Source organism: Pseudomonas sp. NFX224 (genome assembly GCF_048565165.1).
GTDB lineage: Bacteria > Pseudomonadota > Gammaproteobacteria > Pseudomonadales > Pseudomonadaceae > Aquipseudomonas.
This window is the reverse complement of record NZ_CP183416.1, coordinates 1,103,059-1,117,236: the sequence shown is the minus strand read 5'-3', so window position 1 is coordinate 1,117,236 and position 14,178 is coordinate 1,103,059. Positions and strand designations below refer to the sequence as shown.

General features: G+C 58.8%; 17 protein-coding genes. 3 read left to right on the top strand and 14 right to left on the bottom strand.

Translation table 11 applies throughout. The features are described from left to right. Positions 1-22: 22 nt before the first annotated feature. The 4 genes from ACNYC6_RS04885 to puuE form a co-directional block, all read right to left on the bottom strand. On the bottom strand, positions 23-526 hold the full coding sequence (locus tag ACNYC6_RS04885) for an ureidoglycolate lyase (RefSeq protein WP_419712911.1): 504 nt from the start codon (positions 524-526) through the stop codon (positions 23-25). A 117-nt stretch (positions 527-643) separates the two neighbouring features. Next, the gene (gene alc, locus ACNYC6_RS04880; protein WP_419711332.1) at positions 644-1,639 is read right to left on the bottom strand and encodes an allantoicase; all 996 of its coding nucleotides are present in this window, start codon (positions 1,637-1,639) and stop codon (positions 644-646) included. Between the two features lie 90 nt (positions 1,640-1,729). Then, positions 1,730-2,245 carry a 2-oxo-4-hydroxy-4-carboxy-5-ureidoimidazoline decarboxylase gene (uraD, locus tag ACNYC6_RS04875; RefSeq protein WP_419711331.1) on the bottom strand — a complete coding sequence of 172 codons (516 nt, stop codon included), beginning with the start codon at positions 2,243-2,245 and terminating at the stop codon, positions 1,730-1,732. Beyond that, entirely contained in the window at positions 2,242-3,168 is a 927-nt protein-coding gene (puuE, locus tag ACNYC6_RS04870; RefSeq protein WP_416130187.1) for an allantoinase PuuE, read from the bottom strand. The genes uraD and puuE overlap by 4 nt, the downstream gene beginning before the upstream one ends. 420 nt (positions 3,169-3,588) lie before the next feature. Between puuE and uraH the strand changes: the two genes are divergently transcribed. After that, on the top strand, positions 3,589-3,942 hold the full coding sequence (gene uraH / locus ACNYC6_RS04865) for a hydroxyisourate hydrolase (protein ID WP_419711330.1): 354 nt from the start codon (positions 3,589-3,591) through the stop codon (positions 3,940-3,942). Between the two features lie 212 nt (positions 3,943-4,154). Here uraH and ACNYC6_RS04860 read toward each other — a convergent pair whose 3' ends face one another. The 3 genes from ACNYC6_RS04860 to ACNYC6_RS04850 all read right to left on the bottom strand — a co-directional run bounded on the left by ACNYC6_RS04860 (position 4,155) and on the right by ACNYC6_RS04850 (position 6,934). Then, a complete protein-coding gene (locus ACNYC6_RS04860) occupies positions 4,155-4,781 on the bottom strand; it encodes a LysE family translocator (protein WP_008146144.1) in 627 nt (208 codons plus the stop codon). Positions 4,782-4,853: 72 nt separating this feature from the next. Beyond that, positions 4,854-6,203 (bottom strand): NCS2 family permease, encoded by a 1,350-nt coding sequence (locus tag ACNYC6_RS04855; RefSeq protein ID WP_015096117.1) that lies wholly within the window; start codon positions 6,201-6,203, stop codon positions 4,854-4,856. 284 nt (positions 6,204-6,487) lie between these two features. Next, positions 6,488-6,934, bottom strand: coding sequence for a MarR family winged helix-turn-helix transcriptional regulator (locus ACNYC6_RS04850; RefSeq protein ID WP_419711329.1), 447 nt, complete (start codon positions 6,932-6,934; stop codon positions 6,488-6,490). Between the two features lie 82 nt (positions 6,935-7,016). Between ACNYC6_RS04850 and ACNYC6_RS04845 the strand changes: the two genes are divergently transcribed. Next, positions 7,017-8,183: a PLP-dependent aminotransferase family protein gene (locus tag ACNYC6_RS04845; protein WP_419711328.1), complete on the top strand. Its 1,167-nt coding sequence runs from the start codon at positions 7,017-7,019 to the stop codon at positions 8,181-8,183. A 152-nt stretch (positions 8,184-8,335) separates the two neighbouring features. Here the strand turns inward: ACNYC6_RS04845 and ACNYC6_RS04840 are convergent, their stop codons facing one another. The 5 genes from ACNYC6_RS04840 to ACNYC6_RS04820 all read right to left on the bottom strand — a co-directional run bounded on the left by ACNYC6_RS04840 (position 8,336) and on the right by ACNYC6_RS04820 (position 11,125). Beyond that, a complete protein-coding gene (locus tag ACNYC6_RS04840) occupies positions 8,336-8,707 on the bottom strand; it encodes a glutathione S-transferase N-terminal domain-containing protein (protein ID WP_419711327.1) in 372 nt (123 codons plus the stop codon). A gap of 104 nt (positions 8,708-8,811) precedes the next feature. Continuing rightward, positions 8,812-9,357, bottom strand: coding sequence for a GTP cyclohydrolase I FolE (gene folE, locus ACNYC6_RS04835; protein WP_003204506.1), 546 nt, complete (start codon positions 9,355-9,357; stop codon positions 8,812-8,814). Positions 9,358-9,434: 77 nt separating this feature from the next. Further along, a complete protein-coding gene (locus ACNYC6_RS04830) occupies positions 9,435-9,992 on the bottom strand; it encodes a Smr/MutS family protein (protein WP_419711326.1) in 558 nt (185 codons plus the stop codon). An 89-nt stretch (positions 9,993-10,081) separates the two neighbouring features. After that, the gene (locus tag ACNYC6_RS04825; protein ID WP_338585477.1) at positions 10,082-10,402 is read right to left on the bottom strand and encodes a hypothetical protein; all 321 of its coding nucleotides are present in this window, start codon (positions 10,400-10,402) and stop codon (positions 10,082-10,084) included. Between the two features lie 132 nt (positions 10,403-10,534). Further along, positions 10,535-11,125, bottom strand: a complete 591-nt coding sequence (locus tag ACNYC6_RS04820; protein WP_419711325.1) for a cysteine hydrolase family protein — start codon at positions 11,123-11,125, stop codon at positions 10,535-10,537. Between the two features lie 239 nt (positions 11,126-11,364). On the opposite strand from ACNYC6_RS04820, the gene prmB reads away from it, so the two are divergent. Then, positions 11,365-12,273 (top strand): 50S ribosomal protein L3 N(5)-glutamine methyltransferase, encoded by a 909-nt coding sequence (prmB, locus tag ACNYC6_RS04815; protein WP_419711324.1) that lies wholly within the window; start codon positions 11,365-11,367, stop codon positions 12,271-12,273. A 60-nt stretch (positions 12,274-12,333) separates the two neighbouring features. Here prmB and ACNYC6_RS04810 read toward each other — a convergent pair whose 3' ends face one another. Both ACNYC6_RS04810 and ACNYC6_RS04805 read right to left on the bottom strand, forming a co-directional pair. Beyond that, on the bottom strand, positions 12,334-13,125 hold the full coding sequence (locus ACNYC6_RS04810; protein WP_419711323.1) for a hypothetical protein: 792 nt from the start codon (positions 13,123-13,125) through the stop codon (positions 12,334-12,336). Between the two features lie 99 nt (positions 13,126-13,224). Continuing rightward, positions 13,225-14,178 carry an alpha/beta hydrolase gene (locus ACNYC6_RS04805; RefSeq protein WP_419711322.1) on the bottom strand — a complete coding sequence of 318 codons (954 nt, stop codon included), beginning with the start codon at positions 14,176-14,178 and terminating at the stop codon, positions 13,225-13,227.

The window sequence follows — 14,178 nt, the reverse complement described above, 5'->3', positions numbered from 1 at the left end:
TGTCGAGTGATCAGACCTTCTCTTATTGGTGGGGGGCGAGGATCAAACGCTCATCCTCTTTGAAAAAATGCTCATCGCAGTTATTGCCTGTGCCACTGCGATCAACCACCAGGAAGTCATCCCGCTTTTCGATCGTCAGCACCGGGTGGTGCCAAACGCCGCGATGGTAATTAATGCCCTGCCTGCCGTTGGTGACGAAGGCGCGGACCAAGCCTGATACAGGTTCATCGCCAACGGGCGCGACCACGATCAGAAAGGGGTTGCCGAGCAGCGGTATGAAAGCCTGGCTGCCCAGCGGATGGCGCTCCAGCATGCTCACGGTCAGCGGCATGTCCTGCGCGTCGGCGCGGAAAATGCTGATGATCGCGTTGTCCTCTGGCGTGGCGGTTTCGACCGTGGCCAGTTTATGGAAGCGCATGGTCGAACCGTTGTTGATCATGAAGTGATCGCTGCCGTCGGTTTCGATCACGTCACCGAAAGGGGCGAAGGCTTCTTTGGTCAGCGGTTCAATCGTCAGTGTGCGCATGCTGTTCTTTTCCGAATTCTGTGTTGTTGGTTCTGTTGCTATCGCCAGCAGGTTGGCTCCCACAGTGGAATGCATTCCAAATGTGGGAGCTAGCCTGCTAGCGATTGGGTTCAGCGCTTATTTAGCGACCTTGCCCAAAACGCGCAGGCGGCTCACACCACCATCCGGGAACAAGTTCAGGCGGATGTGGGTGATTGGGCCCAGTGCCTTGATCTGCTCGGCGAAGGTGTGTTCGGCGTGCATTTCCAGCTTTTGGCTTGGCAGCAGCTCGCGCCAGAACAGCGACTGGGTTTCGATCTGGCTGTCGGTACCGCCCTTCACGAACGCGCCCTGGATCGAGCAAGTGTCCGGGTAGTTGCCTTTGAAGTGCAGGGTGTCGACGATGATTTTTTCGATCTCGCCCGGGTGACCCAGCGCGACGATGACCCAGTCATTGCCCGGGGTACGACGACGTGCAGTTTCCCAACCGTCGCCCATGTTGATGCCACGGCCCGGGTTGAGGATGTTGCTCATGCGGCCGAAGTGTTCGTCGGAGCAGGCGAGGGCGCGGCCACCGTTGAGGGCTGCAGCAAGGTCGACTTGCTCGTTGTCGCCAACAGCCGACCAGTCGCGGAACGGAATGCCGTACACGCGCAGACGGGCAACACCGCCGTCCGGGTAGATGTTGAAGCGCAGGTGACTGAACGCCTGGTCGTTGTTGATTTCGTGGTAGTGGTGGCTGTTGCCTTGCAGCTCGACGGCGGACAGCACTTCAGTCCACTGGGTGTTTTCGTTCGGCTCGCCTTCAGCCAGGAAGCAGGCCTCCAGGGACGCAGACGGCGGGAAGTTACCGGTGAAGAATGAAGTGTCGATGTCGACGCCCTTGATCGAACCCGGTACGCCCAGGCGGATCACAGCGCTGTCGTAGCCTTCGAAGCGCTTGCGGCGCGACTCCCAGCCGTCCATCCACTTGCCGTTGTCATCGAACACGCCCTCCTTCCATACGGCCGGGGTCGGTTGGAACAGACGGTTGGCGTCTGCGAACCAGTCATCGGTGACCGAGATGATTTTGGTGCCCAGGCGGGCGTCGGCCAGGTTGACGAACTTCTCGAAAGGTACGGCGTAAGCTTTCATTCTTCTTGTCTGCCTTTGAATAAGTGGCTTGGGATGCTTGCGAGGCCCTTGGCGGTTTCGGCGTTCTTGAACCCGCTCAGGCCAGGCTTGCTATAGGGTCAGTAATCGGAACAGGGCGATCTTGTTGATCTCCGCCAGCGCGCATTTGAATTCGGTCTCGACCGAGTTATGAATGCGCGTTTCGAACGCTGCGAGGATCTGATGCCGGTTGCTGCCTTTTACCGCCATGATGAAGGGAAACTTGAACTTGGCTTTGTAGGCGTCGTTCAGCTCGGTGAAGCGCTGGAACTCTTCGGCCGTGCATTGGTGAATACCGGCGCCAGCCTGTTCATTGGTGCTGGCTTCGGTCAGTTGGCCCTGGACGGCCGCGCGGCCTGCCAGGTCCGGGTGAGCGTTGATCAGGGCCAGTTGGCTTTCATGATCGGCGCTCAACAGGATGTCGCTCATGCGCTGGTGCAGGGTTTCGATCTCGTCGATCGAAGCGTCCTGGCCCAGGTCGAAGGCCTTCTCGGCCACCCATGGCGAATGTTCGTAGATATCGGCGAACGCGGCGACGAAAGCGTCGCGGCTCAGGGTCGATGGTTTGACGGTTTGAAAGGTGCTCATTTGGCAGCCCCTGTGTACGGGTGGGTTTCTTGCCAGTGACGCGCGATGTCGACGCGACGGCTGAACCACACCTGTTCATGACTTTTAGCGTATTCGATAAAGCGCTTGAGCGACGCCAGACGCGCCGGACGGCCGATCAGGCGGCAATGCAGGCCGATCGACAGCATTTTCGGTGCTTCGGCGCCCTCGGCGTACAGCACGTCGAACGCGTCTTTGAGGTATTCGAAGAAATCGTCGCCCTTGTTGAAACCCTGGACCTGGGTGAAGCGCATGTCGTTGGTGTCCAGGGTATACGGGATCACCAGGTGCGGCTTGCCGGTCGGGTTGTTCGGTTCCCAGTAGGGCAGGTCGTCGTCGTAAGTGTCGCAGTCGTAGAGGAAACCGCCTTCTTCCATCACCAGGCGACGGGTGTTCGGGCCGGTGCGGCCGGTGTACCAGCCCAGTGGGCGCTCGCCGGTGATTTCGGTGAGGATGCGGATCGCTTCGAGCATGTGCTCGCGTTCCTGGTTTTCGTCCATGTACTGGTAGTCGATCCAGCGGTAGCCGTGGCTGCAGATCTCGTGGCCAGCATCGACCATGGCGCGGATCACATCCGGGTGGCGCTGGGCGGCCATGGCCACGGCGAAGATGGTCAGCGGAATGTCGAATTCCTTGAACAGTTTCAGAATCCGCCAGACGCCGGCGCGGCTGCCATACTCGTAAAGGGATTCCATGCTCATGTTGCGCGCGCCCTGCAGCGGCTGGGCGGAAACCATTTCCGAGAGGAACGCTTCGGACTCTTTGTCGCCGTGCAGGATATTGCGCTCGCCGCCTTCTTCGTAATTGAGTACGAACGACAGGGCGATGCGGGCATTGCCCGGCCAGTGTGGGTGCGGAGGGTTACTGCCGTAACCGATCAGGTCGCGAGGGTAGTCAGCGCTCACTGCAGTCTTCCTTCTTATTCGTGATGACAGTTTGTGTGATACGCCTTGGCTGGCGTCACAGCGATGGGCTGATTGTATACAACTTTATATTCACTTTGTAAGCCTGATTTTTTGCATTTTTCGTTAACGGTCATCTTTTCGTGCTATTGGGATCAGCCTGCAAGAAATCTGCCTGTTTGGTCAGTTAATGATTGCGGGGTTCAGCAATGCTGCGCTTTGGCTGTTAATCAGCGGGAAATCCACGGATGGCGCCAGTGGGAGTAAAAATGTCGTTTTTATTGTGTACAATTTTTTTTAAAAGTGTCTTAATCAGTCGCTCGCCGCAGCTTTTCGTGCTCCGAATCGGTGCGGTCTCCTTTTCACCTGACTTCGGGAGGCGCGAGGTCTGACTGCTTCCACGCAGGCAGGCGCGCAGAATCAATGGGACGTTTGACTACACACGTTTTGGACGCTGCACACGGTTGCCCGGGCAGCTCGATCAAGGTCGAGTTGTACCGCGTTGAAGGTTCGCACCTGGAATTGGTCGCCAGCGCGATAACCAACAGCGATGGCCGTGTCGATGCACCGTTGCTGCAAGGCGATGATTACTGCACCGGGGTTTATCAGGTTCAGTTCCATGCGGGCGATTACTACCGCGCCCGTGGCGTTCAGCTGCCGGAACCGGCGTTCCTGGATGTGGTGGTGCTGCGTTTTGGCATCTCTGCTGAACAGGATCACTACCATGTACCGCTGCTGATCTCGCCTTACAGCTACTCCACGTACCGCGGCAGCTGATCCCCCAAGCAGCTGCCACCACCTGGAAGCGACTGCGCATATAGCTTCTTTGGTCTTTTGCCCGCTCACACTGCGGGCTTTTTTTCGCCTGGAAGAAAGGTGGGGGCGTGCTGACGCCATCGCCGGCAAGCCAGCTCCCACGGTGCCCGGGTCGTACACAAAAAATGTGAACACCCTCTGAACCTGTGGAAGCTGGCTTGCCAGCGATGCTTTTAACGGCTCAACAGGGACGCTGCGCCAGCACCACTGAACAGTCCTGCACTGACCCGGTTAAACCAGCTCTGCCCTTTGCCGCTGCGCAGATAGCGCGCCGCACCGTGGGCACCGAGGCCATAGGCCAACTTGCACAGCAAATCCAGCACCGTCCAGGTCGCAATCATCACCAGCAACTGTGGCAGGAACGGTTGTTCGGCACTCAGGAACTGCGGCAGGAAAGCCGCGAAGAAAAGTATGTCTTTCGGATTGCTCGCACCGAGCATGAAGGCGCGGCCGAACAATGCGCGAAAACGTGGCACCGGCGCTGCCTGCGGCACTTCAGCGCCGTGGGAAGGCTGGCGCGATTGCTGCCAGCTCTGCCAGGCGAGGTAGAACAGGTACAACGCGCCGACGATTTTCAGGGCGCTGAACAGTTGTTCCGACGCCAGCAGCAGGGCGCCCAGACCCAATGCCGAAGCACTGAGCAGGCAAATAGACGCAATCACGCCACCGAGAAATGCCGGGTAGGAACGGCGCAGGCCGTAGTTCAGGCTGTTGCTGATCATCAACAACGACAGTGGCCCCGGGATCAGGATCACTACGAGTGCAGCGCCGCTGAACAGCAGCCAGGTTTCCAGACTCATCACTTTCCTCCATTTGCACAAAAGCCTCACCCGACGGGGTGAGGCTGTTTTGAAACGTGTCCCGCGTAAGGCTTACAAGAAGATGAACTTGGCGATGAAGATCGCGCAGAGCACCCACAGGCTGACGGAAATTTCCTTGTACTTGCCGGTGCCGGCCTTCAACGCCACGTAAGTGATGAAGCCCAGCGCGATGCCGTCGGCGACCGAGAAGGTCAGCGGCATCATGATTGCGGTAACGATCGCCGGAATGCTGTCGGTCGCTTCATCCCACTCGATGTGGGCCATGCCGCCCATCATCAGCATTGCTACATAAATCAGCGCACCCGCGGTGGCATAGGCAGGGATCATGCCGGCCAGCGGAGCGAAGAACATGGCTGCAATAAATAGCACACCTACGGTCACTGCGGTAAGACCAGTCCGACCACCCGCTGCGACACCCGCGGCACTTTCCACGTAGCTGGTGACCGGTGGCACGCCGACCACGGCACCAAATACGCTGGAAGCACTGTCGGCTTTCATGGCGCGGGAGAGGTTTTCGATCTTGCCGTCAGCGCCCACCAGGTTGGCACGCTGGGCTACGCCCATTAAGGTGCCGGCGGTGTCGAACATGTGCACGAAGAGGAACGCCAGGACCACGCTGATCATGCTGACGTTGAACACGCCGGCGACGTTCATGGCCATCCAGGTCGGGGCCAGGCTCGGCGGTGCCGACATGATCCCTTCGTAATGCACCAGGCCCAGGCCCCAACCGGCGAGGGTGACGGTGATGATGCTGATCAGGATCGCACCGAACACTTTGTGATAGCTGAGGATGGCGATCATCAGGAAGCACACGGCGGCGAGCAGCGGGCCAGGCTCGCGCAGGGAGCCGAGCTTGATCAGCGTGGCCGGGCTATCGACGACGATGCCCGCGGTTTTCAAACCGATCAGACCGAGGAACAGACCGACGCCGGCGCCCATGGCGAAGCGCAGGCTGACCGGGATGCTGTTGAGCAGCCATTCGCGGATTCGCGAGAAGGTCAAAATCATGAACAACACGCCGGAGACAAACACCGCACCGAGGGCGGTTTCCCAGTTGTAGCCCATGGTGCCGACCACGGTGTAAGTGAAGAACGCGTTCAAGCCCATGCCCGGCGCCAGGCCGACCGGCCAGTTGGCGTACAGGCCCATCAACAGGCAGCCCAGTGCGGCGGCGATACAGGTGGCGACGAACGCCGCACCGTGATCGATTCCGGCGTCAGCCATGATGTTGGGGTTGACGAAGATGATGTAGGCCATCGTGATGAAGGTAGTCAGACCGGCAATCAACTCGGTCTTCACCGTGGTGCCGTGCAAGCTGAGTTTGAACAGACGCTCCAGCAGCCCATTGCGTAATGGCGGCGAGAGATCCAGCGTCGATGCTTCGGATTTGCGGCTTTCCACAGCGAGTACTCCTCAAGAGTTTTATTTTTATTTCCAGGGCCGGATCCGAGAGGGGTGGCAGCGGCCCTTTGAGGTACTTGCGAATTTGTTGACCGTCTGGTCAGGAACTCGCACGAAGTGGATTATGCTTTTGTATACAAAGAAAGCAAATAATGTTTTTGATTTTGTTTACGAAAATTCCGTCGATAGCGATATATCGCCTTCGCGGGCCTCATCGCCAGCAGGTTTTGTGCACGCCACAGATCACTGTGGGAGCCAGCCTGCTGGCGATGGGGCCAGAACAGTCAATCAACAACTGTCTGGCTTTTCCCCAATGCCAGATTCACCGCCAGCCAGCCATTCACCGCCGTCTCCCCAGCCTCGGCAAACACCCGCTCCAGCAATTTCACCTGTTCACGACGCAACGACTGCTCGAACCGTCCGCCGTCATCGGTCAGTTCCAGCAACCGCTTACGCTTGTCGGTCTCGGGCGCAACGCTGTTCACCAAATGCATTTCCACCAATTGCCGCAGCGGCATGTTCAGCGCCTGCTTGCTCACCCCGAGCAGCGCCAGCAATTCCTTGACGCTCAGGTTTGGATAACGGGCGATGAAAAACACGATGCGTTGATGCACCCGGCTCAGGCCTCGACGCTCAAGCATCTCATCGGCCTTGGCGGTGAAGGCCTGGTAGCCGAAGAAAAACGCTTCCATGGCCTGTTGCTGGGAAATCGGGTTTTTAAGGTCAATCATGTTGACGTATCCGTTCGGGGTGTCGTAATTTCGGTCAACAAGTTTGACTCATTATCCTTTGGCCTCGCTACCGGTGACTTCCATGGCTTTTTCCGAACGTGTCTCGCGCCTTAAAAGTTCTCTGATCCGTGAAATCCTTGCCGCCGCCCAGCGCCCGCAAGTGATGTCGTTCGCTGGAGGTCTGCCGGCGCAAGCCATGCTGCCCAAGGTCGATTGGGCTGACATGCCAGTGTCCATTGGCCAATACGGTATGAGCGAAGGCGAGCCGGCGTTGCGTGAAGTGCTGGCGGCAGAGGCGCGGGCGCTGGGTGTGCCGTGTGAGGCGAGCCAGGTGCTGGTGGTCAGCGGCTCCCAGCAAACCCTCGATCTGGCAGCCAAGCTGTACATCGACAAAGGCACCGAGATCCTGCTCGAAGCGCCGACTTACCTGGCGGCCCTGCAAATTTTCCAGTTGTTTGGCGCAGACTGCATCACCGTGCCGCTGGAAGCCGATGGACCGGACTTGGCGCAATTGCGCACTCGTCTGGAGAAACATCGCCCGGCGTTCATCTACCTGATCCCGACGTTCCAGAACCCATCAGCGGTGCGTTACAGCGAAGCCAAGCGCGATGCGGTGGCGGCGTTGCTCGATGAGTTTGGGGTGACGCTGATCGAAGACGAGCCCTACCGAGAACTGACCTTCGATGGCGGCAGCGCCACGCCGATTGTCAGTCGCTTGAAAAAAGCTAGCTGGATCTACACCGGCACCGTCTCGAAAACCTTGTTGCCCGGTTTGCGCGTCGGCTACCTGATTGCCAGCCCGGACCTGTTCCCGCATTTGCTCAAGCTCAAGCAATCGGCGGATTTGCACACCAATCGGGTCGGCCAGTGGCAGGCGTTGCAATGGATCGGCAGCGAGAAGTATCAGCAGCATCGCAGCGAGTTGCGTGATTTTTACAGGGTACGCCGGGATGCGTTTCAGGCGGCGCTGCACACCCATTTCGCTGATCTGGCGGACTGGAACGAGCCGCAGGGCGGGCTGTTTTTCTGGTTGAAACTCAAGCAGCCGCTGGACACACGAACCCTGCTCAATGCAGCGTTGGCCAACGATGTGGCATTCATGCCGGGTGAGCCGTTCTTCCCCGAGCCGGACAAGCATCACGGGTATCTGCGGCTGAACTTCAGCCATATCGACCCGGCGCGATTGGATGAGGGGCTTGGGCGATTGGCTGCGGTGGTGCGACAGGCGCAGGCGGCGCAAGCGGCCTGAAACAAATAAACCGGCTCAAGGGCCGGTTTATTTTTATCTGGAGTTTACGGTGCTTGTATCGGCCTCATTGCCAGCAGGTTTTGGGAACACCACAAATCCCTTGTGGGAGCCAGCCTGCTGGCGATAGGGCCATCAATCACACCACAAAAACCTCAGGCTGTAGCAAAGCGCTTATCCAGATAATCAATGATCACCTTGGACTCATACATCCAGGTCGTCTGGCCATTCTCTTCAATGCGCAGGCACGGCACCTTGATTTTGCCGCCTTGCTCCAGCAGGGTCTGGCGATCCTGTTCGTTGTTCTTCGCATCGCGCAACGCCACCGGCACATTCAGGCGGCGCAGGGTGCGGCGGGTTTTCACGCAGAACGGGCAAGCGTGAAATTGATACAGGGTCAGGCCTTTGGCGGCGGATTCGACCTGAGCTTGAGCAGCGGCGGGGCGCTTCTTCTTGCTTGGGCGAGTGATGAAGTCGATGAAGATGATCAGTTGGCCAAGGCCGACACGAAGCGCTTTTACAAACACGTTGAAAGCCTCACGGGACGAATGAAGAAAGGCGCGCAGCTTACCTGATTTTTCACAGGCGAAAAAAAACCGGCGATGAATGCCGGTTTTCCTTGTGTCGCAAATTACTTGATGAGGCTGAGGAATTCACTACGGGTAGCAGCGTTCTCACGGAACTCACCGAGCATCACCGAGGTGATCATGCTCGAATTCTGCTTTTCCACACCGCGCATCATCATGCACATGTGCTTGGCCTCGATCACCACGGCAACGCCCAGCGCGCCGGTGACCTGCTGGACCGCGTCGGCGATCTGGCGGCTGAGGTTTTCCTGGATCTGCAGGCGGCGGGCGTACATATCGACGATCCGCGCGACTTTCGACAAACCCAAAACCTTGCCGCTCGGGATATAGGCGACATGCGCCTTGCCGATGAACGGCAGCAGGTGGTGTTCGCACAACGAGTACAACTCGATGTCCTTGACCAGCACCATTTCGCTGTTGTCGGAGCTGAACAAGGCACCGTTGGTGACTTCTTCGAGCGTCTGTTCATAACCGCGGCAGAGGTACTGCATGGCTTTGGCGGCACGTTTTGGCGTGTCGAGCAGGCCTTCGCGGGAAACGTCCTCGCCGAGCTGGCCGAGGATCGCCGTGTAATTCTGTTCCAGGGACATGAAACTACCTGTGGGATTTTACGCAAAGGGCAAGGGTACGGTGGCGGACACGACGCTGCAAGCGCGATGCATCAGCTTTACTCGTCGCGACCTTCCATCATGGTGCGTTTGAGCATCACATAAACCGCTCCGGCACCGCCGTGTTTCGCCTGGCACGAGGTGAAGCCAAGCACCTGCGGATGCTGGCGTAGCCACGTGTTGACGTGGCTTTTGATCATCGGCCGCTTGCCGTCCAGTCGCACGGCTTTGCCGTGGGTGACACGCACGCAGCGGATTTCGAATTTGGTCGCTTCGGCCAGGAATGCCCAAAGGGTTTCCCGAGCCTTTTCCACGTTCATGCCATGCAGATCGAGGCTGCCTTCGAACGGAATCTGGCCGACCTTGAGTTTGCGCATCTGGCTTTCCTGCACGCCGTCACGCGCCCACATCAGTTCGTCTTCAGGGCCGACGTCGATGACGAACTGATCGGACAGCCCGTCGACGGTGGTGGCATTGGTGCGCACGGTAGCGGCCTGGCGCAGCTTGGCGATCTGCGCGCGGTCAGCCTTGGGTTTACCGGTTTCGGCGCGATCGTGCTTGATCGGCTTGACGCCTTGGATCGCGCTTTTGAACAGGGAAAAATCGTCGTCTTGCATGTCAGCCTCCGCGAAGGGCGGCCAGTTTACCTAACTCGAAGCGAATGGGGGCGCGACAAAGTGCGCAGGATTCGGCCGCGATCTTGGTCTCAGTCGTGTTTTTTCATCAGATGCGGGGACATGTTCAGCTCTCGTGATTGCCGCGAGCGGCGACGGCAACGGCGCCACAGCCACACGCCGAGGTACAGCACGAACAGGCCAATCGCCAGAATCACCGCCGCACCGGCACGGTTGGTGTTCAACTCGCCCAGGGCGGGTGCATGACCGAACAGGGCGGCGGCACCGGCCATGGCGAGCAGTACGCCGCTCATTGCCAGCAACGCAGCAAACGCGGCGCCGATTCTAAAACGCCAGTTGCGTTGGCCTTTGGGCCGCAAGCGGCGAGCGTCAAAACCATCGGATAACTTCATTCCGACCTTCCTCAATGGGTATCGGCCCTTCGACCGGAAGTTGACCGGGATGTTCCTGAGGCTAAGACAATTACGGCTAATGAGAGGCTTTTGCGGATGAGCGGCTATTTAGACCGCTCAAGGAAGTATTGATCAGACCAGATCGTTGGTCTGGGCGACGGCGGCAAAGTTGTCCGCCATGATCGCCATTTCGGTCTGCTGGACATGCTCGGCGCTCAGGACGCCGCCTTTGTACGGCAGATCGCGGGTGGCACAGGCGTCTTCCACCAGGGTGCAGCGGAAACCCAGGTTCTTCGCCGCGCGCACTGTGGTGCTGACGCTGGAGTGGCTCATGAAACCGCAGACCACCAGGTCCACCGAGCCCAGGTCTTCCAGGCGTTTTTTCAGATCGGTGCCGTGGAAGGCGCTCGGCAGGATTTTTTCAATCTTGATTTCGCCAGCAAGCGGCTCCAGCCCAGGGATGAACTGCCCGCGCTCGCCGCGTGGGTCGAACAACCCGCCAACGGTGCCGAGGTGGCTGACATGCACGATCGGCCGACCGGCTGCCCGGGCAGCAGTCACCAATTGCTTGATGTTCGCGACAGCTGCATCCATGCCGCTCAGGGCCAGGGGGCCGCTGAGGTATTCTTTCTGGGCATCGATGATGATGAGGGTCGCGTGACTCAGTTTGGCTGCCGGATAACCGCGGCCGCTGAGTTGAAACATCGTTTGTGGAACGGACATTCTGGGGCTCCTTGGAGTGGGGCTTTTGCGACATTGTCCTCTGGCTGAGCGCTTCTGTGAATCGCTACCATCGCAGGCACCGTCGTTACTGGCGTGCAGCGTTGTCAAGTGGTCCGTTTTGTTCAATCCCGAGCTGAAAAAAGAGAATAGTCCTACATCTGCCCCAGTGTTTTTCCCGCGTCGTCGTGGCGACGTTTGACTGATAGAATCGCACGTCGATTTTTCTGGAGTTTGCCGTCGTGATCACTTCCCGCCTTCGCACCCTGCGTGACCATATCCGTTGGGCCGTCAGCCGCTTCCATGGCGAGGATCTGTTTTTCGGCCATGGCACCGACAACGCCTGGGACGAAGCCCGTCAATTGGTGTTGGGCGCTTTGCACTTGCCATGGGAAATCGCTGACAGCTATCTCGACTGCAATCTGGAAGAAGACGAACGGGTGCACTTGCAGTTGCTGCTCAAGCGCCGCATCGAAGAGCGCGTGCCGACTGCTTACTTGCTGGGCGAAGCCTGGTTCTGTGGCATGTCGTTCATCGTCGATGAGCGTGTGCTGATCCCGCGCTCGCCCATCGGCGAGTTGATCGAAAACCGTTTCACGCCGTGGCTGGGCACCGAGCCAGCGCGGATTCTCGACCTGTGCACCGGCTCAGGTTGCATCGGTATCGCCTGCGCCTACGAATTCCAGAACGCCGAAGTGGTGTTGGCCGATCTGTCGTTCGAAGCGCTGGAAGTGGCCAACCAGAACATCGAGCGTCATGGCGTCGATGAGCGCGTCTACACCGTGCAGGGTGATGGTTTCGATGGATTGCCGGGCCAGCGTTTCGACCTGATCGTGTCGAACCCGCCGTATGTCGACGCCGAAGATTTTGCCGACATGCCGGACGAGTACCAGCACGAGCCTGAGCTGGGCCTGGCCTGCGGCGATGATGGCTTGAACCTGGTGCGACGCATGCTCGCCGAAGCGGCGGATCACCTGACCGAGAAGGGGTTGCTGATTGTCGAAGTGGGCAACAGCCAGATTCATGTCGAGGCGCTGTATCCGGAAGTCGACTTCGCCTGGCTGGAATTCGAGCGTGGCGGGCATGGTGTGTTTATGCTGACCGCGGAGCAGTGCCGCGATCATCAGGCATTGTTCGCTTCCCGCGTCTGACCTCAATCATTGTGGCGAGGGAGCAAGCTCCCTCGCCACAGATGAGTCAATGCCTACACATCAGCGGTGTGTCGCAATCCAGATCAACAACCCCGCCTGAAATACCGCAAATGCCACCAGACAGGTAATCGTGAAACGCAGCCCGGCGTCTTCGCGTTTGTACTTGCTGACTTTCTCTTCGTGCTTCTTGAGTTTGACTTCCTGCTCGGCCAGATTCTGCTCGGCTTGCTGGAGCATCTGCGCCGCTTCAAGAATCTCCACGATCTGCAGTTTTTCCGTGTTCCAGTCACCCAGCAGGTCGCCAACCTGGACTTCTTTGACGCTGCCTTTCAGATGTTGGGCGTCGGCGTACACCACATCAAAGCCATGCATGCGCAAAAAATGATCTCGGCGCAGGCGCGTGTCTTCGTTCAGCGCGTCTTTGTTGTTGAGGTCAACACCCTCGACGGTGTAGCCGGGCCAGCGTTTTTTCACCCAGGTAATGCCTTGCGCCGCCATGAAGCGGCCGATACCGCGATTCAGCGGTTCGATTTGCAGGCCGCTGTCGGGGCTGAAGTGCACGCGTTTTTCCGTGTGGTCGACCCACACGTCCAGATGATTCTGTTCCTTGCGCACACGTTGACCGGGCAGGTTGATGCTCATGCGCATCAGGCTGCGCTGCTTGTCATTGCGTTCGGCATAACCGAATTCGACGAAGCGAAGAGGGCGGCCACCGGTGCTGCGATCGGTCTGCAAAGGCGCCAGACGGAGCATCTTGTGGTGCTCGACGTGGACGTCCGCCCAGGGCAGCTCGACCGCTGGCGGTGCGTCTTTTTCAGCGGTGGTGTCGGGTGAAGTCTGGGTATCAGTCATAACGGCGAGATCCTGTCCAAGCTCAACTTGTCACCAGTCATTGCGCTGGCGACAAAGGCTTATCGGCCGTTTTTTTCATCACTAGAGGGCAAATGGTGCTTAACGGGTGCGAAGTCCGTCAATAAATCCAAGGATTTGCGAACCCAGTTCCGCTGCCAGAGGCAAATTCGGATCTTTATAGGAAGCCAACTGGCGTTTGACGTCGTTGGGCACGATGCGCATAACGTGGTTCATGCCTTCGATCAATGCCAGTTCGGCGTCGGGTTTGGCTGATTTGAGCAGGCGGGCGTCGTTGACGCCGACCTGAATGTCGTTGCTGCCCTGAATGATCAGCGCGGGCATTTTCAGCCTCGCAAACGCCGCAGCCGGGTCCTGGCGGAACAGGGAAATCAGGTATGGCTGCACGCTCGGGCGGAAAATCACCTGAAGTTGCGGCGGCACGTTTGCGTCGATTTTTCCGGCCTTGAGGCTGTCGAGCAGCTCGTTACTGCGCAGCATCAGCGGCGGTGGCAGGCGATTGCTCAGCTGTTGGCGAATGACCTGATCAACCGGTCTCGCGCTACCGGACACTGAAATCACCGCTGCCGCATCGACGCTCGGCGCAGCCAGGCTGGCGATCAAGGCGCCTTCGCTGTGGCCCAGCAGAATCAACTGGCCGAAGCGCGGATCGGTCTTGAGCTTGCGGCCCCAGGCTTCGGCGTCGGCAACGTAGGCTTCCAACGTCAGATTGCGCTCGTCCGGGGTGGCCGAGAGGCTCGCCGCCACGCCGCGTTTGTCGTAGCGCACACTCGCGATATTGTGTTTGGCCAGCACCCAGGCCAGCCGTTTGAGGCTGTCATTGCGTCCGCCATCGGGGTTGTTTCCGTCACGATCCGTAGGACCGGAGCCGGAAATGATCAGGACAACCGGCACCGGTGTGTCGGATTTTGGCAGCAGCAACGAGCCGAAAAGCTCACCGTTGCCGGTGTCCAGGGAGATCGGCCGTTGCAGAACGGTGGCCTGGGCGAAGCCCGTCATCAGGGTAAGGCTCAAGAGCAAAACTCGCAGCATCAT

Excerpts from the sequence above, each read along its gene's own strand:
- ACNYC6_RS04885 (WP_419712911.1), bottom strand. The coding sequence starts at position 526 with ATGCGCACACTGACGATTGAACCGCTGACCAAAGAAGCCTTCGCCCCT.
- alc (WP_419711332.1), bottom strand. The coding sequence starts at position 1,639 with ATGAAAGCTTACGCCGTACCTTTCGAGAAGTTCGTCAACCTGGCCGAC.
- uraD (WP_419711331.1), bottom strand. The coding sequence starts at position 2,245 with ATGAGCACCTTTCAAACCGTCAAACCATCGACCCTGAGCCGCGACGCT.
- uraH (WP_419711330.1), top strand. The coding sequence starts at position 3,589 with ATGGGACGTTTGACTACACACGTTTTGGACGCTGCACACGGTTGCCCG.
- ACNYC6_RS04860 (WP_008146144.1), bottom strand. The coding sequence starts at position 4,781 with ATGAGTCTGGAAACCTGGCTGCTGTTCAGCGGCGCTGCACTCGTAGTG.
- ACNYC6_RS04850 (WP_419711329.1), bottom strand. The coding sequence starts at position 6,934 with ATGATTGACCTTAAAAACCCGATTTCCCAGCAACAGGCCATGGAAGCG.
- ACNYC6_RS04845 (WP_419711328.1), top strand. The coding sequence starts at position 7,017 with ATGGCTTTTTCCGAACGTGTCTCGCGCCTTAAAAGTTCTCTGATCCGT.
- folE (WP_003204506.1), bottom strand. The coding sequence starts at position 9,357 with ATGTCCCTGGAACAGAATTACACGGCGATCCTCGGCCAGCTCGGCGAG.
- ACNYC6_RS04830 (WP_419711326.1), bottom strand. The coding sequence starts at position 9,992 with ATGCAAGACGACGATTTTTCCCTGTTCAAAAGCGCGATCCAAGGCGTC.
- ACNYC6_RS04825 (WP_338585477.1), bottom strand. The coding sequence starts at position 10,402 with ATGAAGTTATCCGATGGTTTTGACGCTCGCCGCTTGCGGCCCAAAGGC.
- ACNYC6_RS04820 (WP_419711325.1), bottom strand. The coding sequence starts at position 11,125 with ATGTCCGTTCCACAAACGATGTTTCAACTCAGCGGCCGCGGTTATCCG.
- ACNYC6_RS04810 (WP_419711323.1), bottom strand. The coding sequence starts at position 13,125 with ATGACTGATACCCAGACTTCACCCGACACCACCGCTGAAAAAGACGCA.
- ACNYC6_RS04805 (WP_419711322.1), bottom strand. The coding sequence starts at position 14,178 with ATGATGCTGCGAGTTTTGCTCTTGAGCCTTACCCTGATGACGGGCTTC.